The sequence below is a fragment of the Leisingera sp. ABD4_442 genome (genome assembly GCF_056160905.1).
Window position 1 is genome coordinate 100,777 of record NZ_JBSWYB010000010.1, and the last position, 20,419, is coordinate 121,195.

23 protein-coding genes are annotated in these 20,419 nt (G+C 62.6%); 11 read left to right on the forward strand and 12 right to left on the reverse strand.

Features of this window, described 5'->3' with window-relative positions; translation table 11 throughout:
- The first annotated feature begins 9 nt into the window (after nt 1–9).
- The gene (locus tag ACXAHG_RS10510) at nt 10–729 is read left to right on the forward strand and encodes a GNAT family N-acetyltransferase (protein WP_475057119.1); all 720 of its coding nucleotides are present in this window, start codon (nt 10–12) and stop codon (nt 727–729) included.
- Here the strand turns inward: ACXAHG_RS10510 and ACXAHG_RS10515 are convergent.
- Nucleotides 707–1,090 carry a winged helix-turn-helix transcriptional regulator gene (locus ACXAHG_RS10515; protein WP_475057121.1) on the reverse strand — a complete coding sequence of 128 codons (384 nt, stop codon included), beginning with the start codon at nt 1,088–1,090 and terminating at the stop codon, nt 707–709. The genes ACXAHG_RS10510 and ACXAHG_RS10515 overlap by 23 nt on opposite strands.
- Before the next feature lie 118 nt (nt 1,091–1,208).
- On the opposite strand from ACXAHG_RS10515, the gene ACXAHG_RS10520 reads away from it, so the two are divergent.
- Both ACXAHG_RS10520 and ACXAHG_RS10525 read left to right on the forward strand, forming a co-directional pair.
- Complete coding sequence (locus ACXAHG_RS10520; protein ID WP_475057122.1) at nt 1,209–2,120, forward strand: PLP-dependent cysteine synthase family protein; 912 nt, start codon at nt 1,209–1,211, stop codon at nt 2,118–2,120.
- A 117-nt stretch (nt 2,121–2,237) separates the two neighbouring features.
- Nucleotides 2,238–3,053 (forward strand): cyclase family protein, encoded by an 816-nt coding sequence (locus ACXAHG_RS10525; RefSeq protein WP_475057123.1) that lies wholly within the window; start codon nt 2,238–2,240, stop codon nt 3,051–3,053.
- 55 nt (nt 3,054–3,108) lie between these two features.
- Here the strand turns inward: ACXAHG_RS10525 and ACXAHG_RS10530 are convergent, their stop codons facing one another.
- Nucleotides 3,109–3,516, reverse strand: a complete 408-nt coding sequence (locus tag ACXAHG_RS10530; protein WP_475039476.1) for a DUF2513 domain-containing protein — start codon at nt 3,514–3,516, stop codon at nt 3,109–3,111.
- Between the two features lie 123 nt (nt 3,517–3,639).
- Complete coding sequence (locus tag ACXAHG_RS10535) at nt 3,640–4,062, reverse strand: tellurite resistance TerB family protein (protein WP_475039474.1); 423 nt, start codon at nt 4,060–4,062, stop codon at nt 3,640–3,642.
- A 253-nt stretch (nt 4,063–4,315) separates the two neighbouring features.
- Between ACXAHG_RS10535 and ACXAHG_RS10540 the strand changes: the two genes are divergently transcribed.
- From ACXAHG_RS10540 to ACXAHG_RS10550, 3 genes are all read left to right on the forward strand, one after another.
- A complete protein-coding gene (locus tag ACXAHG_RS10540) occupies nt 4,316–5,959 on the forward strand; it encodes a lysine--tRNA ligase (protein WP_475057124.1) in 1,644 nt (547 codons plus the stop codon).
- 168 nt (nt 5,960–6,127) lie between these two features.
- Nucleotides 6,128–6,529 (forward strand): DUF4864 domain-containing protein, encoded by a 402-nt coding sequence (locus ACXAHG_RS10545; RefSeq protein WP_475057125.1) that lies wholly within the window; start codon nt 6,128–6,130, stop codon nt 6,527–6,529.
- 96 nt (nt 6,530–6,625) lie between these two features.
- Nucleotides 6,626–8,911 carry a right-handed parallel beta-helix repeat-containing protein gene (locus tag ACXAHG_RS10550; protein ID WP_475057127.1) on the forward strand — a complete coding sequence of 762 codons (2,286 nt, stop codon included), beginning with the start codon at nt 6,626–6,628 and terminating at the stop codon, nt 8,909–8,911.
- Between the two features lie 2 nt (nt 8,912–8,913).
- On the opposite strand, the gene ACXAHG_RS10555 is transcribed toward ACXAHG_RS10550, so the two are convergent.
- Both ACXAHG_RS10555 and ACXAHG_RS10560 read right to left on the reverse strand, forming a co-directional pair.
- Nucleotides 8,914–9,399: a HugZ family pyridoxamine 5'-phosphate oxidase gene (locus ACXAHG_RS10555; RefSeq protein ID WP_475057128.1), complete on the reverse strand. Its 486-nt coding sequence runs from the start codon at nt 9,397–9,399 to the stop codon at nt 8,914–8,916.
- Nucleotides 9,400–9,424: 25 nt separating this feature from the next.
- Nucleotides 9,425–10,108, reverse strand: coding sequence for a hypothetical protein (locus ACXAHG_RS10560; RefSeq protein WP_475057129.1), 684 nt, complete (start codon nt 10,106–10,108; stop codon nt 9,425–9,427).
- 151 nt (nt 10,109–10,259) lie between these two features.
- Between ACXAHG_RS10560 and ACXAHG_RS10565 the strand changes: the two genes are divergently transcribed.
- The gene (locus ACXAHG_RS10565; protein ID WP_475057131.1) at nt 10,260–10,583 is read left to right on the forward strand and encodes an antibiotic biosynthesis monooxygenase family protein; all 324 of its coding nucleotides are present in this window, start codon (nt 10,260–10,262) and stop codon (nt 10,581–10,583) included.
- Nucleotides 10,584–10,702: 119 nt separating this feature from the next.
- Nucleotides 10,703–11,110, forward strand: a complete 408-nt coding sequence (locus ACXAHG_RS10570; RefSeq protein WP_475057132.1) for a universal stress protein — start codon at nt 10,703–10,705, stop codon at nt 11,108–11,110.
- Nucleotides 11,111–11,124: 14 nt separating this feature from the next.
- Here the strand turns inward: ACXAHG_RS10570 and ACXAHG_RS10575 are convergent, their stop codons facing one another.
- Nucleotides 11,125–11,736: a hypothetical protein gene (locus tag ACXAHG_RS10575; RefSeq protein ID WP_475057133.1), complete on the reverse strand. Its 612-nt coding sequence runs from the start codon at nt 11,734–11,736 to the stop codon at nt 11,125–11,127.
- A 154-nt stretch (nt 11,737–11,890) separates the two neighbouring features.
- Here ACXAHG_RS10575 and ACXAHG_RS10580 point away from each other — a divergent pair, with 154 nt between their 5' ends.
- Complete coding sequence (locus tag ACXAHG_RS10580; RefSeq protein ID WP_475039458.1) at nt 11,891–12,157, forward strand: TFIIB-type zinc ribbon-containing protein; 267 nt, start codon at nt 11,891–11,893, stop codon at nt 12,155–12,157.
- Between the two features lie 58 nt (nt 12,158–12,215).
- Here ACXAHG_RS10580 and ACXAHG_RS10585 read toward each other — a convergent pair whose 3' ends face one another.
- The 3 genes from ACXAHG_RS10585 to uvrB all read right to left on the reverse strand — a co-directional run bounded on the left by ACXAHG_RS10585 (nt 12,216) and on the right by uvrB (nt 16,381).
- Nucleotides 12,216–12,683: an aminoacyl-tRNA deacylase gene (locus tag ACXAHG_RS10585; RefSeq protein ID WP_475039456.1), complete on the reverse strand. Its 468-nt coding sequence runs from the start codon at nt 12,681–12,683 to the stop codon at nt 12,216–12,218.
- Between the two features lie 550 nt (nt 12,684–13,233).
- A complete protein-coding gene (locus tag ACXAHG_RS10590) occupies nt 13,234–13,983 on the reverse strand; it encodes a basic helix-loop-helix domain-containing protein (protein ID WP_475057135.1) in 750 nt (249 codons plus the stop codon).
- Between the two features lie 199 nt (nt 13,984–14,182).
- Nucleotides 14,183–16,381, reverse strand: a complete 2,199-nt coding sequence (gene uvrB / locus ACXAHG_RS10595) for an excinuclease ABC subunit UvrB (protein ID WP_475057136.1) — start codon at nt 16,379–16,381, stop codon at nt 14,183–14,185.
- A gap of 191 nt (nt 16,382–16,572) precedes the next feature.
- Between uvrB and ACXAHG_RS10600 the strand changes: the two genes are divergently transcribed.
- Nucleotides 16,573–16,884, forward strand: coding sequence for an ETC complex I subunit (locus ACXAHG_RS10600; RefSeq protein WP_475039451.1), 312 nt, complete (start codon nt 16,573–16,575; stop codon nt 16,882–16,884).
- A gap of 273 nt (nt 16,885–17,157) precedes the next feature.
- Here the strand turns inward: ACXAHG_RS10600 and ACXAHG_RS10605 are convergent, their stop codons facing one another.
- Entirely contained in the window at nt 17,158–17,418 is a 261-nt protein-coding gene (locus ACXAHG_RS10605) for a hypothetical protein (protein WP_475057180.1), read from the reverse strand.
- Here ACXAHG_RS10605 and ACXAHG_RS10610 point away from each other — a divergent pair.
- On the forward strand, nt 17,324–17,626 hold the full coding sequence (locus tag ACXAHG_RS10610) for a helix-turn-helix domain-containing protein (RefSeq protein ID WP_475057179.1): 303 nt from the start codon (nt 17,324–17,326) through the stop codon (nt 17,624–17,626). The two genes, ACXAHG_RS10605 and ACXAHG_RS10610, sit on opposite strands and share 95 nt — an antisense overlap.
- A 16-nt stretch (nt 17,627–17,642) precedes the next feature.
- On the opposite strand, the gene ACXAHG_RS10615 is transcribed toward ACXAHG_RS10610, so the two are convergent.
- Entirely contained in the window at nt 17,643–18,938 is a 1,296-nt protein-coding gene (locus ACXAHG_RS10615; RefSeq protein WP_475057138.1) for a D-serine ammonia-lyase, read from the reverse strand.
- A 170-nt stretch (nt 18,939–19,108) separates the two neighbouring features.
- Entirely contained in the window at nt 19,109–20,374 is a 1,266-nt protein-coding gene (locus ACXAHG_RS10620) for a serine hydroxymethyltransferase (protein WP_475039448.1), read from the reverse strand.
- Nucleotides 20,375–20,419 lie beyond the last annotated feature (45 nt).

The window sequence follows — 20,419 nt, forward strand, 5'->3', positions numbered from 1 at the left end:
GACCAGACCATGACTGAGCGTATCAATGACCACGGCCAGCCCATCGGTGCTGCGCTGCCGGACTGGCAGGGTGCGCGCCTGCCCGGCCACGACGGTATGACAGGCCGCTATTGCCGGGTGGAGCCGCTGGATGCCGCCCGCCACACCGCAGATCTGTTTGCCGCCTTCAGCCAGGACCCCAGCGGTGCGATCTGGACCTATATCCCCTGGGGGCCTTTCGGCTCCGAGGCGGAGCTGCGGGCCTGGATCCAGGGCGCCAGCGGCGTTGATGCGCAGCCCTATTTCGCCATCGTCAACGGCGCCAGCGGCCGGGCCGAAGGGGTGGCCAGCTATATGCGGATCAAGCCGGAACATGGCGTGGTCGAGGTCGGCGGCATCACCTATGCGCCCGCCCTGCAGCGCACAGCCGCCGCGACGGAGGCGATGTTCCTGATGATGGCGCGGGTGTTCAATGACCTCGGCTACCGCCGCTATGAATGGAAATGCGACGCCCTGAATGCAGCCTCCTGCCGGGCGGCGGAGCGGCTGGGCTTCACCTATGAAGGGCTGTTCCGTCAGGCTGTCGTTTACAAGGGCCGCAACCGCGACACCGCCTGGTTTGCGGTGCTGGACAGCGAATGGCCGCGGCTGGAGGCGGCTTATGCCGAATGGCTCGACCCCGGCAATTTCGACGCTGACGGGCAGCAGAACCAGAGCCTAAAAGGGCTTATTGCGGCTCATCGGGGCTAGCCACTGTCCGCCCGGCCTGCGGGTCGTACAGCCCGCCACCCAGATGCGCGTGGCCCCAGCCCATGATCTGCAGCAGCAGTGGCTCCAGGCTGCGGCCCTCCTCCGTCAGCGCGTAACGGTAGCGTACCGGCCGGTCCTGATAGGCTTCCCGCGCCACCAGCCCCAGCGCCATCAGCCGCTTCAGCCGCTCTGACAGCAGGTTGGCGGCGATATGCTCTTCGCTCGCCTGCAGCTCCTGAAACGTATGCTTGCCGTGCCACATCAGGTCGCGCACCACCAGCAGCGTCCACTTGTCCCCCAGGACGTCCAGCGTGCGGGCAATCGAACAGCGCGAGCGGTACTTGGTCTGCGGCTGGGTCACGGCATGTCTCCGACGAGTTTTCTTGCCCCTTGCATTTAATGGCTTTCAAAATGAAAGTCACCTCTGCATAGTCACTTTAATTTTAAAAGTGAGTCGCGCAGCAAGGGAGACCCGCCGCATGAACGCCATTGGAAACACGCCGCTTGTGCAGCTGAAGCATCTGACCACCCCGGACATGGCCGAGGTCTGGGTGAAATGGGAGGGCGCCAACCCGACCGGCAGCATGAAGGACCGGATGGCGCTGTCGATGATCGAAGGGGCGGAGCGGTGCGGCGACCTGAAACCTGGCGGACGGGTTGTCGAATACACCGGCGGCAGCACCGGCAGCTCGCTGGCGATGGTCTGCGCCACCCGCGGCTACCAGGCGCATTTCGTCTCCTCCAATGCATTTTCAGAGGAGAAGCTGCAGACCATGCGCGCCTATGGCGCCGAGGTGGAGATCATCCACGCCGAGGGCGGCATCCTGACCGCCAGCGTGATCGACCGCACCATTGCGCGGGCCAGGGAACTGGCGGTGGAGCCGGATGTGTTCTGGACCGATCAGGTGAACAACATGGACAACAAGCGCGGCTATCACGGCATGGGCCGCGAAGTTCTGGCGCAGCTGGACGGGGCGGTGGATGAGTTTGTCATGGCCACCGGCGGCGGCGGCTGCATCTCCGGCAATGCCGAGGTGCTGAAGGAGGTGAACCCCGCAACCCGCATCATTGCCATCGAGCCCTATCACGTGCGCAACCTGTCGGGCGGCGATACCGGCGGCACCCACCAGCTGGAGGGGATCGGCCTGTCCTTCCAGCCCAAGATCCTGCGCCGCGACCTGATTGACGATGTGGTGCCGGTCCGGGACGAGGACGCCTTTGCCGCTGCCCGCATGCTGGCGCAGCAGGAGGGGCTCTTGGGTGGCATCACCTCAGGTGCCAATATCTGGGCGGCGCTGCAGCGGGCGCGCGAACTGGGGCCGGGCAAGCGGGTGGTCACCGTGGTGATCGACACCGGCCTGCGCTACCTCAACTCCGCGCTCTACCGGTGACCGGTCTGGCGCAGACGTGAAGCCAGGGGAGCGCGCAAAGGTTTGACATTGCACAACTCAGGCTAGTTTCCTGCCAATGCAGCCGCCGGCAAGGCGGCGCCAGCCAGGGAGAAGCCCATGTGTGACCATTGCGTAATGAATGCCGTCAAGGACCGGATGCTGTCGCGCCGGTCGCTGTTCAAGGCCAGTGCCGCCGCCGCCGCCGGTGCTGCCCTTGGGGCGGGCGCCTCTGCCCCCGCTGCCGCCATGGCGCACGGCGGGGTGGTGGATATGACCCATGCCTATGACGCCGATTTCCCGACCTATTTCGGCCAGCCCGGGGTGGAGATCACCCAGGCCTTCAATTTCAAGGACAACGGTTTCAACCTGTTCAATCTGACTCACAACGAGCACACTGGCACCCATATCGACGCGCCGCTGCATTTCTCGGCTGACGGGCAGGCGGTGAATGAAATCCCGGTGCAGAACCTGATCTGCCCGCTCTGTGTGATCGACATCGCCGCCCGCGCGGCTGAGAACCCGCACGCCCAGGTGACGCCGGACGACATCAAGGCCTGGACCGCGGAGCACGGCGACATCCCGGACGGCGCCTGCGTGGCGATGCATTCCGGCTGGGGCAGCAAGACCGGCGGCGACGGGTTCCGCAATGCCGACAGCGAGGGCGTCATGCATTTCCCCGGCTTCCACGTGGAGGCGGCGCAGATGCTGCTGGAAACCGGCGCCGTGGCGCTGGCGGTGGACACGCTGTCGCTGGACCACGGGCCGTCCAAGGATTTTGCGACGCATTATGCCTGGCTGCCGCAGAACCGTTACGGGATCGAAAACCTGGCCAATCTGGACCAGGTGCCTGCCAGCGGCGCCCGGCTGTTCGTAGGGGCGCCTGCGCACCGCGGCGGCTCCGGCGGGCCGGCCCGCATTCTGGCCCTGGCCTGATGTGATACGGCCGGTGCAGGGGGCTGTGCCGGCCGGGTCCCCGGAGAACGCTTGCTCAGGTGCCGGATGGCTGCAGCTTGCCGGCCTTCCGGCGCATCAACTCCCCTGCCAGACCGCTGAGCACCTCCATGCTGAAGCCGCCCAGCTGACGGTGGCGTTCCTGCACTGCTTCCCAGATGTCCTCGCGGCGGATGTTGTCCAGCAGCTCATGGCCGCTCCAGGTCAGCCCGCGCACATGCCAGTTGCCGTTTGACAGGCGGCTGAACCGGGCCAGCCCCGCGCTTTCCAAAAGGCTGAGATGATAGGCCAGCCGGCGGGCCTCGGTGTCGGGCAGGCAGTCCTCCACCGGCAGCATCATCGCCTCGGCAGAAGAGCGCGGCAGGGCGCAGAACGCTTCCCTCCCGCCCTCTATCTCAAGCAGAAGCCTGCGGATTTCACCTATGTCTCTTCGCCATGCAGCCATAACCCAATTCCCGGTACGCGTTGAACTAGCGCGAAATGGGAATGTGGCAAATTTAATGCAAGTTTGCGTTGTGCAACCCCGCCATTCGCATCGGGCAAGGGAAGCAGGGTAAACCTGGCCGGCTCAGACCATGTGGCGCGCCCGTGCGCCGCGCTCAATCGCGGCGGCGTGCAGCCGGTCGATGTTCAGCTCATAGCGGACCTCCGCCAGGAACTCCAATTCGGTCTCGCCCAGGGTGCCATCCGCCGCAGCCACGTCGCAGGACAGCGCGTAAGCGGTTTCAAACAGCCGTTCCGGCAGGTCGCCGCGAATGAGGCCGAACAGCGCCGCCAGCCCGTCCTCCTGCTCGAACAGGTCGAACACGGTTTGGGAAATCCGGCTGACCCGGTCGATATCGTAGTTGGCAAACACCGGCAGCATGTTCACCGCCGACTGGATCTTGACCAGCTCGGAAGTGCGGATGTTCTCGTCCGAGGCAGACACCGCCACCATCAGCGCCACCAGACAGTCCTGCGGGGACATCGGGTGCGGGGTTTGCTCACTCATGGACGAATTCCTTGTTTGCAGAAAACTGATGCCAGCAGGATAGGTACGCCCGCAGCCGGGTTCAACGGCAGACCGCGGCACAGCGGCATTTTTTGCGCGGCCCATGGCCGCAAATGCCTGCACCGGCGGGGCTGGCATTATTGACTCATGCTGCGCAGGCACAATAGAGGGAAGGGCCGGGTGCATGGGGCATCCGGGATGATCATGCGGCACCCTGAAGAACTGACGCAACCGCCGCCGATGGAGAACACAAATGTCTGATGTGCGCAACGAGGCTCTTAAGAGCAAAGCCTGGCCGTTTGAAGAAGCCCGCCGGGTTCTCAAACGTTATGCCAAGGGCGCGCCGGAGAAGGGCTATGTGCTGTTCGAAACCGGCTATGGCCCGTCCGGCCTGCCGCACATCGGCACCTTCGGCGAGGTCGCCCGCACCACCATGATCAAGAAGGCGTTCGAGACCATTTCGGACATCCCGGCCAAGCTGATCTGCTTCTCTGACGACCTGGACGGCATGCGCAAGGTGCCGGGCAACGTCCCCAACCAGGAGGCGCTGGCAGAGCATCTGCAGAAGCCGCTGACCTCGGTGCCGGACCCGTTCGGCACCCATGAGAGCTTTGGCCACCACAACAACGCCATGCTGCGCCGGTTCCTGGATACCTTCGGGTTCGAGTATGAATTCTACTCTGCCACCGAATTCTACGGCTCCGGCCAGTTCGACGAGGTGTTGAAGCGCGCCGTCGAGAAGTACGATGACATCATGGCGATCATGCTGAAGTCCTTGCGCGAGGAGCGCCGCCAGACCTATTCGATCTTCCTGCCGATCCACCCGGAAACCGGCCGTGTTCTGTATGTGCCGATGAAGAAGGTCTGCGCCGAGACCTTTACCATCACCTTTGACGACGAGGACGGCAAGGAATGGACCCTGCCGGTCACCGGCGGCAACGTGAAACTGCAGTGGAAGCCGGACTTCGGCGCCCGCTGGGCCGCGCTGGAAGTCGATTTCGAGATGTACGGCAAGGACCATTCCACCAACACGCCGATCTACGACGGCATCTGCCGGGTGCTGGGCCAGCGCGCGCCGGAGCATTTCACCTATGAGCTGTTCCTGGACGCCAATGGCCAGAAGATCTCCAAATCCTCCGGCAACGGTATCTCGATCGACGAATGGCTGACCTATGCCTCGACCGAGAGTCTGGCGTATTTCATGTACCAGAAGCCCAAGACCGCCAAGCGGATGCATTTCGACGTGATCCCCAAGGCGGTGGACGAATACCACCAGCAACTGCGCGCCTACCATGGCCAGGACCTGAAGGCGCAGCTGAACAACCCGGTGTGGCACATCCACGGCGGTGACGTGCCGCGCTCGGATATGGTGGTGCCGTTCTCGATGCTGCTGAACCTCGCCTCTGCCTCCAGTGCTGAGGACAAGGAGACCATGTGGGGCTTCATCAACAAATACGCCCCCAACGCCACCCCCGACACCCATCCCGGCATGGACCAGGCGGCGGGCTTTGCGGTGGCCTATTTCAACGACTTCGTGAAACCCGCGAAGGAATTCCGCTTGCCCACCGATCAGGAGCGTGCGGCGCTCAGCGATCTGGCGGACGCACTGAAATCGGCAGAGGCCGCGCTGGCCGCGATTGCCAAGAAGAACGAGATCGCTGGCAACGACGACCCGCTGCCCGAGGCCGACTTTGCGGATGAGGAATTCCTGCAATCCGTCGTCTTTGCCATCGGCAAGATCCACGGGTTCGAGCCGCTGCGCGCCTGGTTCTCGGCGATTTACGAGGTGCTGCTGGGGGCCTCCCAGGGGCCGCGTTTCGGCGGCTTCATCGCGCTTTACGGCGTCGAGGACACCATCGCCCTGATCGAAAAGGCGCTGGCGGGCGAGCTGGCGTAAGCTTTCGCAGGCTGCCAATCAGCAAGGGCGCGGCTTTCCGCGCCCTTTTCATTTGCCTCCATATTGCCGGCGCTTTGCGCAGGCAGGGTCTGAACCGCGCCACCGTAAAAAAATTTTGACGTTACGTCACACCGCCCTAACTGGAGTCTGGCGACCCGGGAGGGGCAGATGCTCAAGGTATTGTTAGCGAGTGTTGTTGTTGTCCTTCTGGCCCTTCCGGCCACCGCGCAAAGGGCGGCTGTCACGGATGTGATCAGTGATCAGATCACGGCTTTTCTCCAGGACGATTTTGCCGCCGCCTTTACCCATGCTTCTCCCAATATCCGCAGGATCTTTGTCACTCCGGACCGCTTCGGGCAGATGGTCCGCCAGGGCTATCCGATGGTCTGGCGCCCGGCTGAGGTGCGCTATCTGGACCTGCGAGAGGTGGCGGGCAACCTGTGGCAGCGGGTGATGATCACCGATGCAAACGGTGCCGTGCACCTGTTGGATTACCAAATGGTTAAGCTGGAAAGCGGTTGGAAAATCAACGCGGTACAGCTGCTCAAAGGGCAGGGTGAAAGCACCTGAGCCCGGGGCAGCGTACGCCCCTCTTGGGCGATGTTAACGCGGAAACTGTACATCCTTTTCCCCGAACGCGACATGCGCAGCAGGAAAGGGTTTTCCATGAACAAGGCAATCACCGAAGGTCTGCAGCTGATGCCCCCCGCCTTTGCGGACGGCCTGGACGTCTGGTCCAGCGGCGACGGCACCCCCGGCTCAGACACGTATGACGGGGCCGCCAATGCCGCCTTTGTGGCGGCGGACGGGGATTTCGGCGGCTGTTTGGAGCTGCAGAAAACCGCAGCCGTGCAAAAGCTGCGGTTTATGGGGCAAACGCCGGTCAGCCCTGGCTGCTACCTGCAGGTCAAGGTCCGCATCAAGGCTGTCAGCGGCGCGCTGCCTTCGGTCCGGGTTGCGGGCTGGGCGGCGCAAAGCAACGGAAACCACATCAGCGGCGTCACCGAAGTTGCGCCGCAGGTGGCGCTCAGCACCTATGGCGCGGTGGTAGAGGCGACCGGCATCATCGGCAGCGGCAGCCGCGGCGGGGTGGATATGCCCTGGGGCCGAACGGCGGCCTACGGCCATTTCGGCCTCGACCTCACCGGTGCCAACGGCGGTGTGGTGCGGATTGATGACATTGAGATCACCGATGTCACCAGCGCTTTCCACCGCGACATGCTGAGCCTGGTGGACGTCACCGATTACGGCGCAGTGGGCAACGGCAGCTTTGACTGCACCGCCGCGTTCGAGGCCGCAGACGCCGCCGCAAACGGCCGCCGCATCCTGGTGCCCGCGGGGGAGTTCTATCTGGCCGGCACCGTGTCGCTGAACCACGAGGCGGTGTTCGAGGGCACGGTTGAAATGCCGGATGATCAGATGCTGCTCCTGACCAAGAACTTTAACTTCCCCGCCTATGCTGCCGCCTTTGGCAACGAGGAGCTGGGGTTCAAGAAAGCCTTTCAGGCGCTGATCAACAATGCGGATCATGAATCGCTGGACCTGATGGGCCGCAAGGTCACCGTCACCGGACCCATCGACATGGCTGCAGCGGTGCCCAACAAGAGCTCCTATGCCACCCGCCGGGTCATCCGCAACGGCCAGCTGGAGGCGGCAAACAGCGCTGCCTGGGACACGGATGTGGTGACCTCGCAGGCGAGCTACAGCGCGTCGGACTCCAAGAAACTGACCAATGTTGCCAATATCGCCAATATCGCTGTCGGCGCGCTGGTCGAAGGCGCCGGCGTGGGCCGCGAGATCTATGTTAAATCCAAGAACACCGGCGCGGGTGAGCTGACCCTCAGCGGTGCGCTTTATGATGCCGAGGGCACCCAGAATTTCACCTTCCGCGACTTCAAGTATCTGGTGGATTTCAGCGGCTTCAGCGCGCTCAGCAAATTCGGCATGGAAGGGATCGAGTTCCAGTGCAACTCCCGCTGCAGCGCCGTGCGCCTGGCGCCGGCCGGGTCGGTCAACGCCTTTGACAGCTGCTTTATCTCGCGCCCCAAGGACCGCGGCATCACCTCCACTGGAAGCGGCTGCCAGGGCATTCTGATCGACAATTGCCAGTTCCTGTCGGCTGAGGATCCGCTGGATGTGCCCGACCGTGCCAGCATTGCGCTGAACGTTAATTCCAATGACGCCAAGCTGCGCAGCAACCGGGCCACGCGGTTCCGCCATTTCGCGCTGCTGGCAGGCGGCAATAATACGGTGACCGGCAATCACTTCTTCCAGGGAGACAGCATTGCCAACGGGGTGCGCACAGCCGGGCTGGTGCTGGCCTCCAACAACTGCACCTCAACCGTATCCGACAACTATATCGACAATTGCTTCATCGAATGGACCAATGAACGCGATGCGACGCCGGATTTCACCGGCGGCTTTTCCTTCAGCGCACTGTCGGTCACGGCCAATGTGTTCCTGTCGGGCGATGTCGCGCCCTGGTTCAGCTATATCGTGGTCAAACCCTATGGCAGCGGGCATTTCCTGAACGGCCTGTCTGTCACCGGCAACAAGTTCCGCTCTCTCAACGGCAGCATTGACCGGGCTGAGCGGGTGGATACCAGTTTTTCGGACCTTGATTTCAGCCGGTCCAAGAATGTCGATTTCAGCGGCAACATGTACCACAATGTCTCGGTGCAAACAGCCAATCCCCTGCGGGTGCGGCATGACCAGTCCTCCGCCTCCTCCTCCTGGACGGTGCCGTCAGACGGGATGCTGCCGTTTCAGGGATTTGCCCGGTACGTGGACAGCGTGGTGCCGCTGGGACCGCTGCGCACCAGCGGCAACAGCACCCGTTATGTTGTGCCGTATACGGAAACGCAGCAGGGGTCCGGCAACGATCAAATCCGCCTGCGCTGGGGCGAGGCGGTCAAGGGCGAGGTGCAGGTCCTCATGCGGATGGACAGCTGATCCTAGCCCGCCCCGTGCAGATCGGTTCTGGCAAAGCGGAACGCCTTGCCAAAGCCGCCGTTCAGATGCGCCGCCGTCACGCCAAAGCGGACAAAGGTGAAATCCGCAAGCTGCAGGTACAGCTTTGCCTTCGGCTGGGCCTGCAGGTAACGCGCCGCCAGCGCCGTGTGCTCCGGGGTGGCGCGGTCCAGGAAACGGGCCTGGCACATCAGGCTGAGGCGCGGATGCGACAGCGGATCGCCCTTGGCGCCCGGCTCCCCGACCAGCAGCGAACAGGCGGGATTGCGCCGCAGCGCTGCCGAGTGCAGCGCCAGGCCGGAGATCAGGCTGACCGGCTCCCCCTGCGGGTCCAGGGCAAAGCCGATCCGGGTGACCAGCGGGCTGCCGTCCTCCAGCAGCACGCCGAGCGCGGCAAAGCGGGCCTCAGCCATCAGGCGCTGGGCCAGGGCGCGGGCGCCGTCGTCAGCAGGGCGGACCGGATCGGGCATGTTGGGCGCTTATCTCCGTCAGGGTTCAGAACCTCTGCCACAGCCCCAGCTCCAGGCCAAGGCTTTGCTGGCCGGACTGCCGGTATTCCAGTCCCAGGATCAGCTCCCGCCGCTGCTTCAGCGGGTAGCGCAGGGCGGGGGTCAGCGCATAGGAGAACCGGCCGCCGTCGGGTTTCGAGGTTTCGATCTGCAGCATCGGGGCGGCTTTGCCCCTACGGTTCAGGCCCAGGGTGGCGTCCAGTTTCCAGGCCGCATCCAGCCCGTTGTTGCGCAGCTCATAGGCGGCTTCAATGGACAGCCAGCCATCGCTGCCCGCCGCCCTGATCGTCTGCCCGTAGGAAAGGGTTGTCTTTTGCATCATCTGCCACACGCCGCCCGTGTGATTGCCGCCAATAGCCACCTCAGCCGCCAGCCGGTAGCGGCTGCTGCTGTGCAGCGGCAGCCGGGCAAAGACCAGCGCATGGCCGGAAACCTCCGCCGCCTGGTTGAGGTCCGCCCCGAGCGTGAGCCTGGGTGTCAGCCCATAGGCCGCATAATAGCCCAGCTCATGGCTGCTGCCGTTTCCTGCCTGCCGGTAGGTGGCGCTGACTGATGCAAATCCTGCACCCGGCTGCTCCAGCCACGCGCCGGCCTGGACCGGCTGCGCCGGAAGCGCAGCCAGGATCAGGCACAGTATCAGAACCGGGCGGGCGGCACTGGCGGAAATCATCCCAAAGCCTCTTGTCGGACACAGCGTGGCAGGTGGAGTTTCTTAAAATTGAATGAAAATCGTTAATCGCTCTTTAAAGGTGTGTTTCCAAAAAAGACGTGCGCTTGGCGCGCGAACGGGCGTAGGCTGGGATCAGTCAACGGAGGAGCCAATGCCAAAAATAGCAAAAACCGCTGATATCCAGACCGTTATCACCACCTTCGAGATGTCGCCGGGGACGTGCCAGGATCTGCTGGAGGCGCTGCAGGACGCCTATTCCGAATTCATCTCGAAACAGCCCGGTTTCATTGCTGCCGGCCTGCATGTGAATGATGCGCAGACCCGGATTGCCAATTATTCCCAATGGCGCCGCCGGGAGGATTTCATGGCGATGCTGCGCAGCCCGGAGATGCGCGAACGCAACCGCAAGATCAACGAGCTGTGCCGCAGTTTTGAACCGGTCATGTATGACGTGGCTGAGGTGTTTGACAGCTAGGGCCAGGCCCCTGGGCCAGGCGGCCGCATTGCCCCCTTCCGCCTGTCTTGACGCCGCTCAAGGCAGGCATCCGCTGATACTGTTATGCTTGCACAGTTATCAACCGATGGAGGTTTGCCATGTATCACAACATTCTGGTGCCCGTGTCCTTTGACCCGGAGCGGGATGTGTCCGGACCCCTGAAGGTGGCCCGGCTGCTGTCCGCGCCCGGCGCCAACGTGACATTGCTGCATGTGATCGAACAGGTTCCAGCCTATGCGATCTCCTATATCCCGGCGGACTTCATGGAGGGCACCCGCAAGGCGCTGCAGGCCGAACTGGACGGGCTGGCCCAGACCCTGCCCAATGCCGAAGGCGTGCTGATCGAGGGCCATTCCGGCCGCACCATTCTGGACTGGGCGGAGCAGAACAGCCCTGACCTGATCATCCTCGCCTCGCACCGTCCGTCGATGCAGGATCTTTTGTGGGGGTCAACCGCCGGCCATGTGGTGCGTCACGCGGCCTGCGCGGTGCATGTGGTGCGCTGAAGGGGGGGAGGCGGTCAGACTGGAACCGCCTTTTTGAGCAGCTGCCAGGCGAGCCGGACCGCAGCCCCCGGCAGCATTGCTGAGCGCAGCAGCACCTTGTTGGAATTCACCGCCTCGGCGATGCGGGCATAATGCACCTTTTTGTCCGAGGGGGACCGCAGCAGGATGGTCTCTGCCTGCTGCATCGCCCGTTCGGTCTGCCGCTTGATCTGCGGCACGGCGGCGGGTTTGACCGCGCGGTAGAGGTTCAGCCCCTTGCGTTTGGGGTTCTGGCTGGGGTCGAGGTTCTGCTTGACGGCCCGGGTCAGGGTATCTTCCACCAGTTCCAGCGCCTTGGTGGCTTCGGCATAGGAATGGTTGCCGTCCAGCTTTTGGGCGGCCAGCCTGTAGGTCTGGCGGAAGCAGTCGAATTTATAGACCTGCGGCAGGGTTCCGCAGCGGTCAAAACCGCGGGTCAGGGTGGTCACAACAGCCTTGGTGGCGCGGGAATTCAGCCCGCTGCGCTGGCCGCCGCCGCTGCCCGCGCCGGCCCCGGAATCGCGGTTGCCGCCGCCGCCGTCGGCAAAGGCCGGGGTGCTGGCAAGGATCAGGGTCAGGACACCCGCCTGGATGGTCTTGCTGCTCATATGCGCCTCCTTGGTTCTGGGGGAAGCTTACCATGGGTCAGGCATCTGAAAACGGGCGGAATCCCGCAATCCCCGGGTTTTTACGCTGCTGTTGCCTTGCAAGCAGCCCCGGCGCTGCCCACCTGAGACGCAGCAGTTGTGCAAGGAGAGATGAATGCAGTGCCCGATTGACGGAACCGAACTTGTCATGTCCGACCGCGCCGGCGTGGAGATCGACTATTGCCCCAGATGCCGCGGCGTGTGGCTGGACCGGGGCGAGCTGGACAAGATCATCGAACGGTCGGCACAGCCGGTGCAGCCTGCGCCGCAGCCGCAGCGCTATGAGGAGCGCGGCCGCGGCCGCGATCATGAGCCGCGCTATGAGAAGAAATACTATAAGAAGAAAAAGAAGAACTTCCTGGAAGATTTGTTCGACTTCTGACAATTGCCGGACGGGCCGCCCCAGCGCGGGGGCGGCAGGCCGGGGTGTCAGCGCCCGGTCAATGCATCGTGCAGAAGGAGCCGTGTTTGGCATCCTTCATCAGGGTGTCGAAATCGGCGCCCTTCATTTCCACCAGCGTCTTGTGGTCGCCGGCCTCGAACCAGACCTTGTCGAGCCCGGTGAGGCTGTCGTCGATGATCGTGGGCACCATATAGGCGGCGCCGACGCAGGGCGCCGCGCCCGGGTCGCAGTCGTCAAAGACCTGATCGAGTTCAATCTCCGGTGCCAGGCCCAGGCGGCGGTCGACCATCGACTGCAGCTTGTGCAGATCGACCTTCTGGTCGGAGGGGATCACCGCCAGGAAGGGGCCTTCCTCCATGTGGATTAGCACCGATTTGGCCAGGTGGCCGCCCGGCACATGGGCGGCTTCGGCGCACTCAGAGGCGGTTGCGGTATAGGGGTGGCGGACGGTGGCAAAGGGCAATCCCTGTGCCTCCAGATGATGTTTCAGGCGTGAGGCAATCATCGAAGGGTCCTCCTGTCTGGGGCGGGACCCCGGCCGCTGGTGGCGCAGGTCATGGGCGCCGCGGGAGCGTTCTGGCTCACTGATCAGGCGGCGGCAGCAGCCCTGGGCGCAGCAAGCGGCAAGCCGGGGCGCGCGCAGGTTTACGGTGCCTGACAGTGTGGGGCAGGAGGGGTGAGTCGGGCAAGGGGGAGGGGCGGCGGAGGGGGGCGGGATGTAAAGGAAAAGGGGTTTCGCTGCGAAACTTTGTTTGTTAGCAAATGGTTAATTGGTTCTCGTGATTTTTCTGAGGAGTTGCAAAGTAAAACTGTGTATCGTTCTTTTGTAAGGTGACGGTTGTGAATGTACCAAATGACGTATTTTAGGTCTTGAGTACACGAATTGAGTTCTAACTCACAGCCAGCTGCACTTAATATTGCAATTTGAAGTGACCTGAGCTAACAGAATTATTGTGGTCTGCTAGAGTGTGGGGGTGGAGTCCACCTCTAGCAGAGCCGCGGTGTGCGGGTATTCCCGCAAGGCGATCTCCTTTTGGACGGGAGTGCCAATTCCTTCAATTTCGCTTGCCTTTAAAACCGGTTTGCAATTGCTGCTCACCAGTGCGTGTCACAAAAAACAAGCTTTTGTCCATTGGATCAGTACCAATCCAACCCTTGTCCATCGCTGTCTGGAAGTCTCTTGAATAGTTCTTGGGAAGAGCTTCCCCGGCAGAAGGGAACTTGGGTTTTATGTGATCACGCTTAAATCTTTCTAGGCTCTCATGGTCCGCCAAGTATTGAGCAATACATAAGATGATTTGAGCGTTAGTTTTGGGTTCAAATTCATTTACGTATTCCCTCAAAGAGAGCGGTTTTTCACGCGGTGGCGCCGGCATCTGCGGTGTCGGTAATTGAGCAGTGTCCGAGGAGAAAGAGCCCTGTGGTGCTACAGCAGGCGGGAGGCGCCCAGACAGGGGGTGGCCGACTATTTCCTCTGCTTGATTATTGACATCATCCCGCGGTGCTGGCGCACCTCTGTGGGAGGTTGGCGCCAGAACACTATTCAAAATCGCTAGGGCAGTGGCGCGATCTACGGGACGCTTCACCGTAATCCCGTCCCCTTCCAATGTAAGCATGAAATCTTCCATTCTTGTGCCCTCTGGTGTGTCTTGCACAATATATAGCGCGGGCTGGTGGTGGTGGCAATACCTGATTACGCCATGGAGTGCAAATTCTTCAATTTGACGTATGTGTATGTCTACTGTACGTACACCAAACATTTTGATTTGTGTAACATGTTGAAAATAATCAGTAAAATAGTGCAAGAGAATTTGGTGGATGCAATCATTACCCGAGGTGACGGGTCTCTGTCGGCCTTGCTTGCTGAATTTAAACAGAAAAATTCTTCGATGCATGGAGTGGGGAGGTCCAGTGCACGGTAGAAATGATTCGAGTAAAAGGAGAGGTCAACTTAGTGCCCTCTCAACGCGAAACCAACGCAGCCCTTTTCAGACTAGTGGCTCCCTACGAAAACTTCTTCTGCGATTTCCCCCTGTACGCCCGCGTCCCGGCCTTGCCGGCCGTTGACCGCCCGCGCGATTTGACTGCGGCCTCGGACGCGGCCTCCACCGCCGATTGCCGCGCCAGCGGGTCGTCGGAGATGGCGAGGTCGACCGCTTCCAGCCGTTTGACCTCGTCGCGCAGGCGGGCGGCTTCTTCGAATTCGAGGTTCTCCGCGGCCTTGCGCATCTCGTCGCGCAACCCGTTCAGATGCGCCTCCAGGTTGGCGCCGTGCATCGGCTTGTCGACCGTGGCGGTGACGCGATTCATGTCCACATCGCCCTCGTAAAGGCCGGCCAGAACATCCTCGACGTTTTTCTTGACCGTTTCGGGGGTGATGCCGTGCTCGAGGTTGTAGGCGATCTGCTTTTCGCGGCGGCGGTTGGTTTCGCCGATCGCACGCTCCATCGAGCCGGTGATCTTGTCGGCATACATGATGACGCGGCCGTCGGCGTTCCGCGCGGCGCGGCCGATGGTCTGGATCAGCGAGGTCTCGGAGCGCAGGAAGCCTTCCTTGTCGGCGTCCAGAATGGCGACCAGCCCGCATTCGGGTATATCCAGGCCCTCGCGCAGGAGGTTGATGCCGATCAGCACGTCGAAGGCGCCGAGGCGCAGGTCCCGCAGGATTTCGATCCGCTCCAGCGTGTCGATGTCGGAGTGCATGTAGCGGACCTTGATGCCCTGTTCGTGCAGGTATTCAGTGAGGTCCTCGGCCATGCGTTTGGTCAGCGTGGTGACCAGGGTGCGGAAGCCGTTTGCGGTGACTTTGCGGATTTCGTCCAAGAGGTCGTCCACCTGCATGCCGACGGGGCGGATTTCGACCTCCGGATCCAGAAGGCCGGTGGGGCGGATCACCTGTTCGGTGAAGACACCGCCGGATTGCTCCATCTCCCAGCCTGCAGGCGTCGCGGAGACAAAGACCGACTGCGGGCGCATGGCGTCCCATTCCTCGAACTTGAGGGGTCTGTTGTCCATGCAGGACGGCAGGCGGAAGCCGTGTTCGGCCAGGGTGAATTTGCGCCGGTGGTCGCCCTTGTACATGCCGCCGATCTGCGGGACGGAGACGTGGGATTCATCGGCAAAGACGATGGCGTTGTCGGGGATGAATTCGAACAGGGTGGGGGGCGGCTCACCCGGGGCGCGGCCGGTCAGGTAGCGGGAGTAGTTTTCGATGCCGTTGCAGTGGCCTGTCGCCTCCAGCATTTCGATGTCGAAGTTGGTGCGCTGCTCCAGCCGCTGCGCCTCCAAAAGTTTGCCGTCGTTCACAAGGCCGTCGAGGCGCTGTTTCAGCTCGGCCTTGATCGAGATGACGGCCTGGTTGAGGGTCGGCTTGGGCGTCACGTAGTGGGAGTTCGCATAGACGCGGATCTGCTCAAACGTGCCGGTCTTTTCGCCCGTCAGCGGGTCAAACTCGGTGATCTGCTCCAGCTCCTCGCCGAAGAAGGAGAGTTTCCAGGCGCGGTCCTCGAGGTGGGCGGGGAAGATTTCCAGCGTGTCGCCGCGGACCCGGAAGGAGCCGCGCTGAAAGGCCTGGTCATTGCGTTTGTACTGCTGGGCGACGAGGTCAGCCATGATCTGGCGCTGGTCGTACATTTCGCCCGCCTTCAGGTCCTGGGTCATGGCGGAGTAGGTCTCGACCGAGCCGATGCCGTAGATGCAGCTGACGGAGGCGATGATGATCACGTCGTCGCGTTCCAAGAGGGCCCGCGTGGCGGAGTGGCGCATCCGGTCGATCTGCTCGTTGATCTGGCTTTCCTTCTCGATATAGGTGTCGGAGCGCGGGACATAGGCCTCCGGCTGGTAGTAGTCGTAGAAGGAGACGAAGTATTCGACCGAGTTCTCCGGGAAGAAGCCCTTGAATTCGCCGTACAGTTGCGCCGCCAGCGTCTTGTTGGGGGCGAGGATGATCGCCGGGCGCTGGGTTTCCTCGATCACCTTGGCCATGGTGAAGGTCTTGCCGGTGCCGGTGGCGCCCAAGAGCACCTGGTTGCGCTCGCCCTCCAGCACGCCCTGGGACAGTTCCTTGATCGCGGTGGGCTGGTCGCCTGCGGGATCGAAGGTGGTATTCATGACAAACCGCTTGCCGCCCTCCAGCTTGGGCCGCTGCTGCGGCGCGCGCTGGGTCATCATCGGCATGGTCTTGTCGGAATGGGCATAGGGCATCGGGCGACTCCTTGGAACGGCGCTGATTTTGGTCTGTTTTTGTTCCGGTTCAAGGGGCATTCGGAGCCACGAGGCCTAAACACCTGTGGCAGCGGCGCAAAACCACAGAAATGCGGTGCATTTGCCACCTTGCCGCAGCGGCGCATCCGGCGCATAAAAGACCCGGATTGAGACTCAAGGAGAGACAGCCCATGCAAGCGCGGATTTACCGGCCGGCACGCAACGCCATGACCTCGGGCATGGCGAAGACGCGGAAATGGGTTCTGGAATACGCGCCTGCGTCTGCCCGGGAAGTGGATCCGCTGATGGGCTGGACTTCTTCCACCGACACCCAGGCGCAGGTCAAACTGCGGTTCGACAGCAAGGAAGCGGCGCTGGAATACGCCAAGGACCACGGCATCGACGCCCAGGTCGTGGAGCCGAAACTGCGCAAGGCCAACATCCGCGCCGGCGGCTATGGCGAGAACTTCGCTACCAACCGCCGCGGGCCCTGGACGCACTGAGGCTTGTAAATCTTGATCGAGTTCCCACCGTTTCGGCACGAGTTCTCACCAGGATCTACATATAGGGCGCCCGGCGGGCGCCTTTTCTATATCTGGGTTGGAGCATTGTGGCCGAGGCCGAATGCATTGCGGAATCAGAGCACAGGCTCTTTCGTTTTGCTGTGCCTGCATATTCGGGGGCCAGGTAGCTTCATGCACGGCGATGGGTGCAGCCGCCGCTTTCTGCAACAGTGAAAAGATAGAGTTTCACATCAGCCTGCTCCAAGACAGCAGTCAGTCCAAACTTGCCGTTAAGTTGACATGCTTGGCGCCGATCGCTGCATGTGCGAGCTTTTTCAAGCCTTCCAGCGCAAGCGGACCTTCAGCAGGGCGCAAGCACTTGTTCTGATACCGCCAGCTGGCCGAAGGCAGCCCCATTGTGGTGCGCGGCTTGGAAATGATGCGGGCCAGTGTTGAAAACCCGGACCCCGGGCGCTTGCTGGCCAAAGCCTTGGAATTAGCGCCGCGCCAAATTGCGCGCAGTTTCCGCAGCAAGCTTGGAGAAATTCCGATGACCGTCTACCGCAACATCCGGCTGGAGCACGCGCATCAGCTGCCCAGCCAAACCGGTCTGCCGATGATGGAGGTCTGCATCGCCAGCGGCTTTGCCTCCAAGTTCAATTTCTCGCATTGGTACCGGGAGCGCTATGGCCAGATGCCGACCCAGCCCCGCAAGATACGCTATTCCGGGACGGCGGCATAGACCGTCCCGGCAGCCCTCAGCCCAGCAAGGCACGACCCTTTTGCAGGAAGCCCTGATATTCTTCTTCCGGTACCAGACTCCCGCCTGTGGCCCACATCACATGAGTGCCTTGCCCTGCGGAGGGCACTAGCCCGTGCTGCGCCAAGTAGCCTTGGCCTTCCGCAGTTGAAAACAGCATTTGCGGCCCCCCAAGGCAAGCTGCCGCCGAGGGTTCCAGCTGCAGCCCGGCATGGTCCTGCGCCAGCGCCAGCCAGCGGAACAGGTCATCGTCGGCCACCGTATAGACTCCGCTCAGCAGCGGCTGCATGACCTGGGCCACAAACTGACTCACCTCGGCCACCGCCATGCCGTCAGCTTCGGTCTTGTTGGTGAGGCCCGCGTCATAGACATTGACCACCTTCTCCAGCCCCGAAGCCAGCTGCACCAGCGCGCAAGGCGATTGGACCGGCTCGGCAAAGAAGCAGTGGGCATGGTCGCCGAACACCTGTTTCAGACCGTAAGCCACGCCACCCGGTGCGCCGCCGATGCCGCAGGGCAGATAGAGGAACAGCGGGTGCTCTGCGTCCACTGTGATGCTCCGTTCTGCCAGTTGATCACGCAGTTCAGCGGCGGCGGCGGAATAGCCAAAGAAAAGCAGCTCCGAGCGCTCGTCATCTACGAAATAGATCGAGGGATCCGCCTCCGCCTGCTGCCGGGCTGAGGCCACCGCGGTGCCGTAATCCGCCTGATGCTGCACCACCTCAACCCCATGGCGGCGCAGGCGCTCGACCTTCCAGGGCTTGGCATCCGCCGACATATGCACCACCGCACGGAAACCAAGCGCCCGGGCGGCGATCCCAACACTCAATCCCAGATTGCCGGTCGAGCCTACCGCCACCGTGTAGCTGCCGAAACGATCACGAACGGTCCCGGACGCCAGCGCTTCCGGTGCGGCATCCGGTGCAATCAGCCCCAGCTCCCGTGCAAGTGACAATCCATGCAGGAAGACTTCGTAAACACCGCCGCGCGCCTTGACCGAACCAGCAACCGGCAAGGCATGGTCGCCCTTTATAAAATACCGCCCGGCGCCGTGCCCCATGGCCACGGCCAGATCCGCCGATTCGATGAGGTCCGAGGCAATCACGCCGCCGCTTTGCTCCAGTTCAGCAAAGCAATGCTGCAGCAGCGGGGCCAGCGCGCGCCAATTGGCTTCGGCTTCCGCCACTTGTTCTGGCCGCACCGGCACCTGTGCTGACGCAACAGGGCCCGCCACGGGGTTGATCCACATCAGCGGCTGCAGCGATTGCAGACGGCGCAGCAGGGTTTCATCCATATCCTTGTCCTCTTGATTGCAGGCACAATGCCTGGATTCGCCGCAGCCGCCACCTGGAAATGCGCCGGGCAGGAAACGTGTTTGCGGCAGGAAAAAGCCCCGCCGCGAAATGGAGCGCGGCGGGGCCGGGTCAGCAGGCCGTGGCTGGCCTGCCGGGGAGAACGCGGGCGTCAGCCGCGGTAGACTGGGAAAGCGGCGCAGAGCCCGGCCACTTGCGCGGCACAGTGCGCCACGGCGGCATCCGTATCCCCGGCCGCCTCTGCTTCCACCAGGTCCGCGATCATTTCACCCAGCGCCTCGAACTCCGCCTCCTTCATGCCGCGGGTGGTTGCGGCTCCGGCGCCGAGCCGCAGGCCGACCCACTCGGGCGGGCGCGGGCTGTCGTTCGGGATGGCGTTTTTGTTGGCGGTGATGTTGGCTTTATCCAGCACCGCCTCTGCACGTTTGCCGGTGATGCCCTTGGGGCTGAGGTCGACCAGCACTAGGTGGGTGTCGGTGCCGCCGGAGACGATCCGCAGGCCGCGCTTTTGCAGGGTGGTTGCCAGCGTGGCCGCATTGGCCTTCACCTGCGCTGCATAGGCCTTGAACCCATCCGTCAGCGCTTCGCCCAGGCAGACCGCCTTGGCCGCCAGCACCTGACTGTGGATCGAGCCCTGGACACCCGGGAACACCGCCGACTGGAGCTTTTTGAACCATTCCTCGTTGTTGGTGAGGATCAGGCCGCCGCGGGGGCCGCGCAGGGTCTTGGTGGTGGTGCAGGTGACGATATCCGCATGCGGGAACGGCGATGCATGTTCACCGGCGGCAACCAGGCCCGCGATATGCGCCATGTCGACGTGGAACCAAGCGCCCACCTTCCTGGCAATCGCCCCCATGCGCTCGAAATCAATTGCCCGCGGATAGGCTGAGCCGCCGGTGATGATCAGCTTGGGCCGGATCTTTTCGGCTTGGCGTTCCAGCGCGTCATAGTCGATGACTTCGCTCTCTGCATCGACACCATAGTGGTGCGGCTCAAACCAGCGGCCCGAGAGATTGGCTTTCAGGCCGTGGCTCAGGTGGCCGCCCGCAGCCAGATCCAGTGACAGCACCTTGTCGCCGGGCTTCAGCAGCAGAAAGAACACCGCCAGGTTGGCCTGCGAACCGGAGTGCGGCTGCACATTGGCATAATCGCAGCCGAACAGCTGCTTGGCGCGGCTGATGGCAGCCTCTTCCACCACGTCGACAAAACGGCCGCCGCCGTGGAAGCGGTTGCCCGGGTAGCCTTCCAGCGTCTTGTTGGTCATCTCGTGGCCAAGCGCATCCAGCACCGCGCGGCTGACGATGTTTTCAGAGGCAATGAGCTCGATCTGATCCTGCTGACGGGACTTCTCGCCAGCCAGGGCTTCGGCCACCAGCGGATCGGCGGCGGCGACGGTTTGGGTGAAATGCTGCGACATGAGGGCTCCTCCGCATCACATGTGGAACTGCCCAAAGGATGCGGT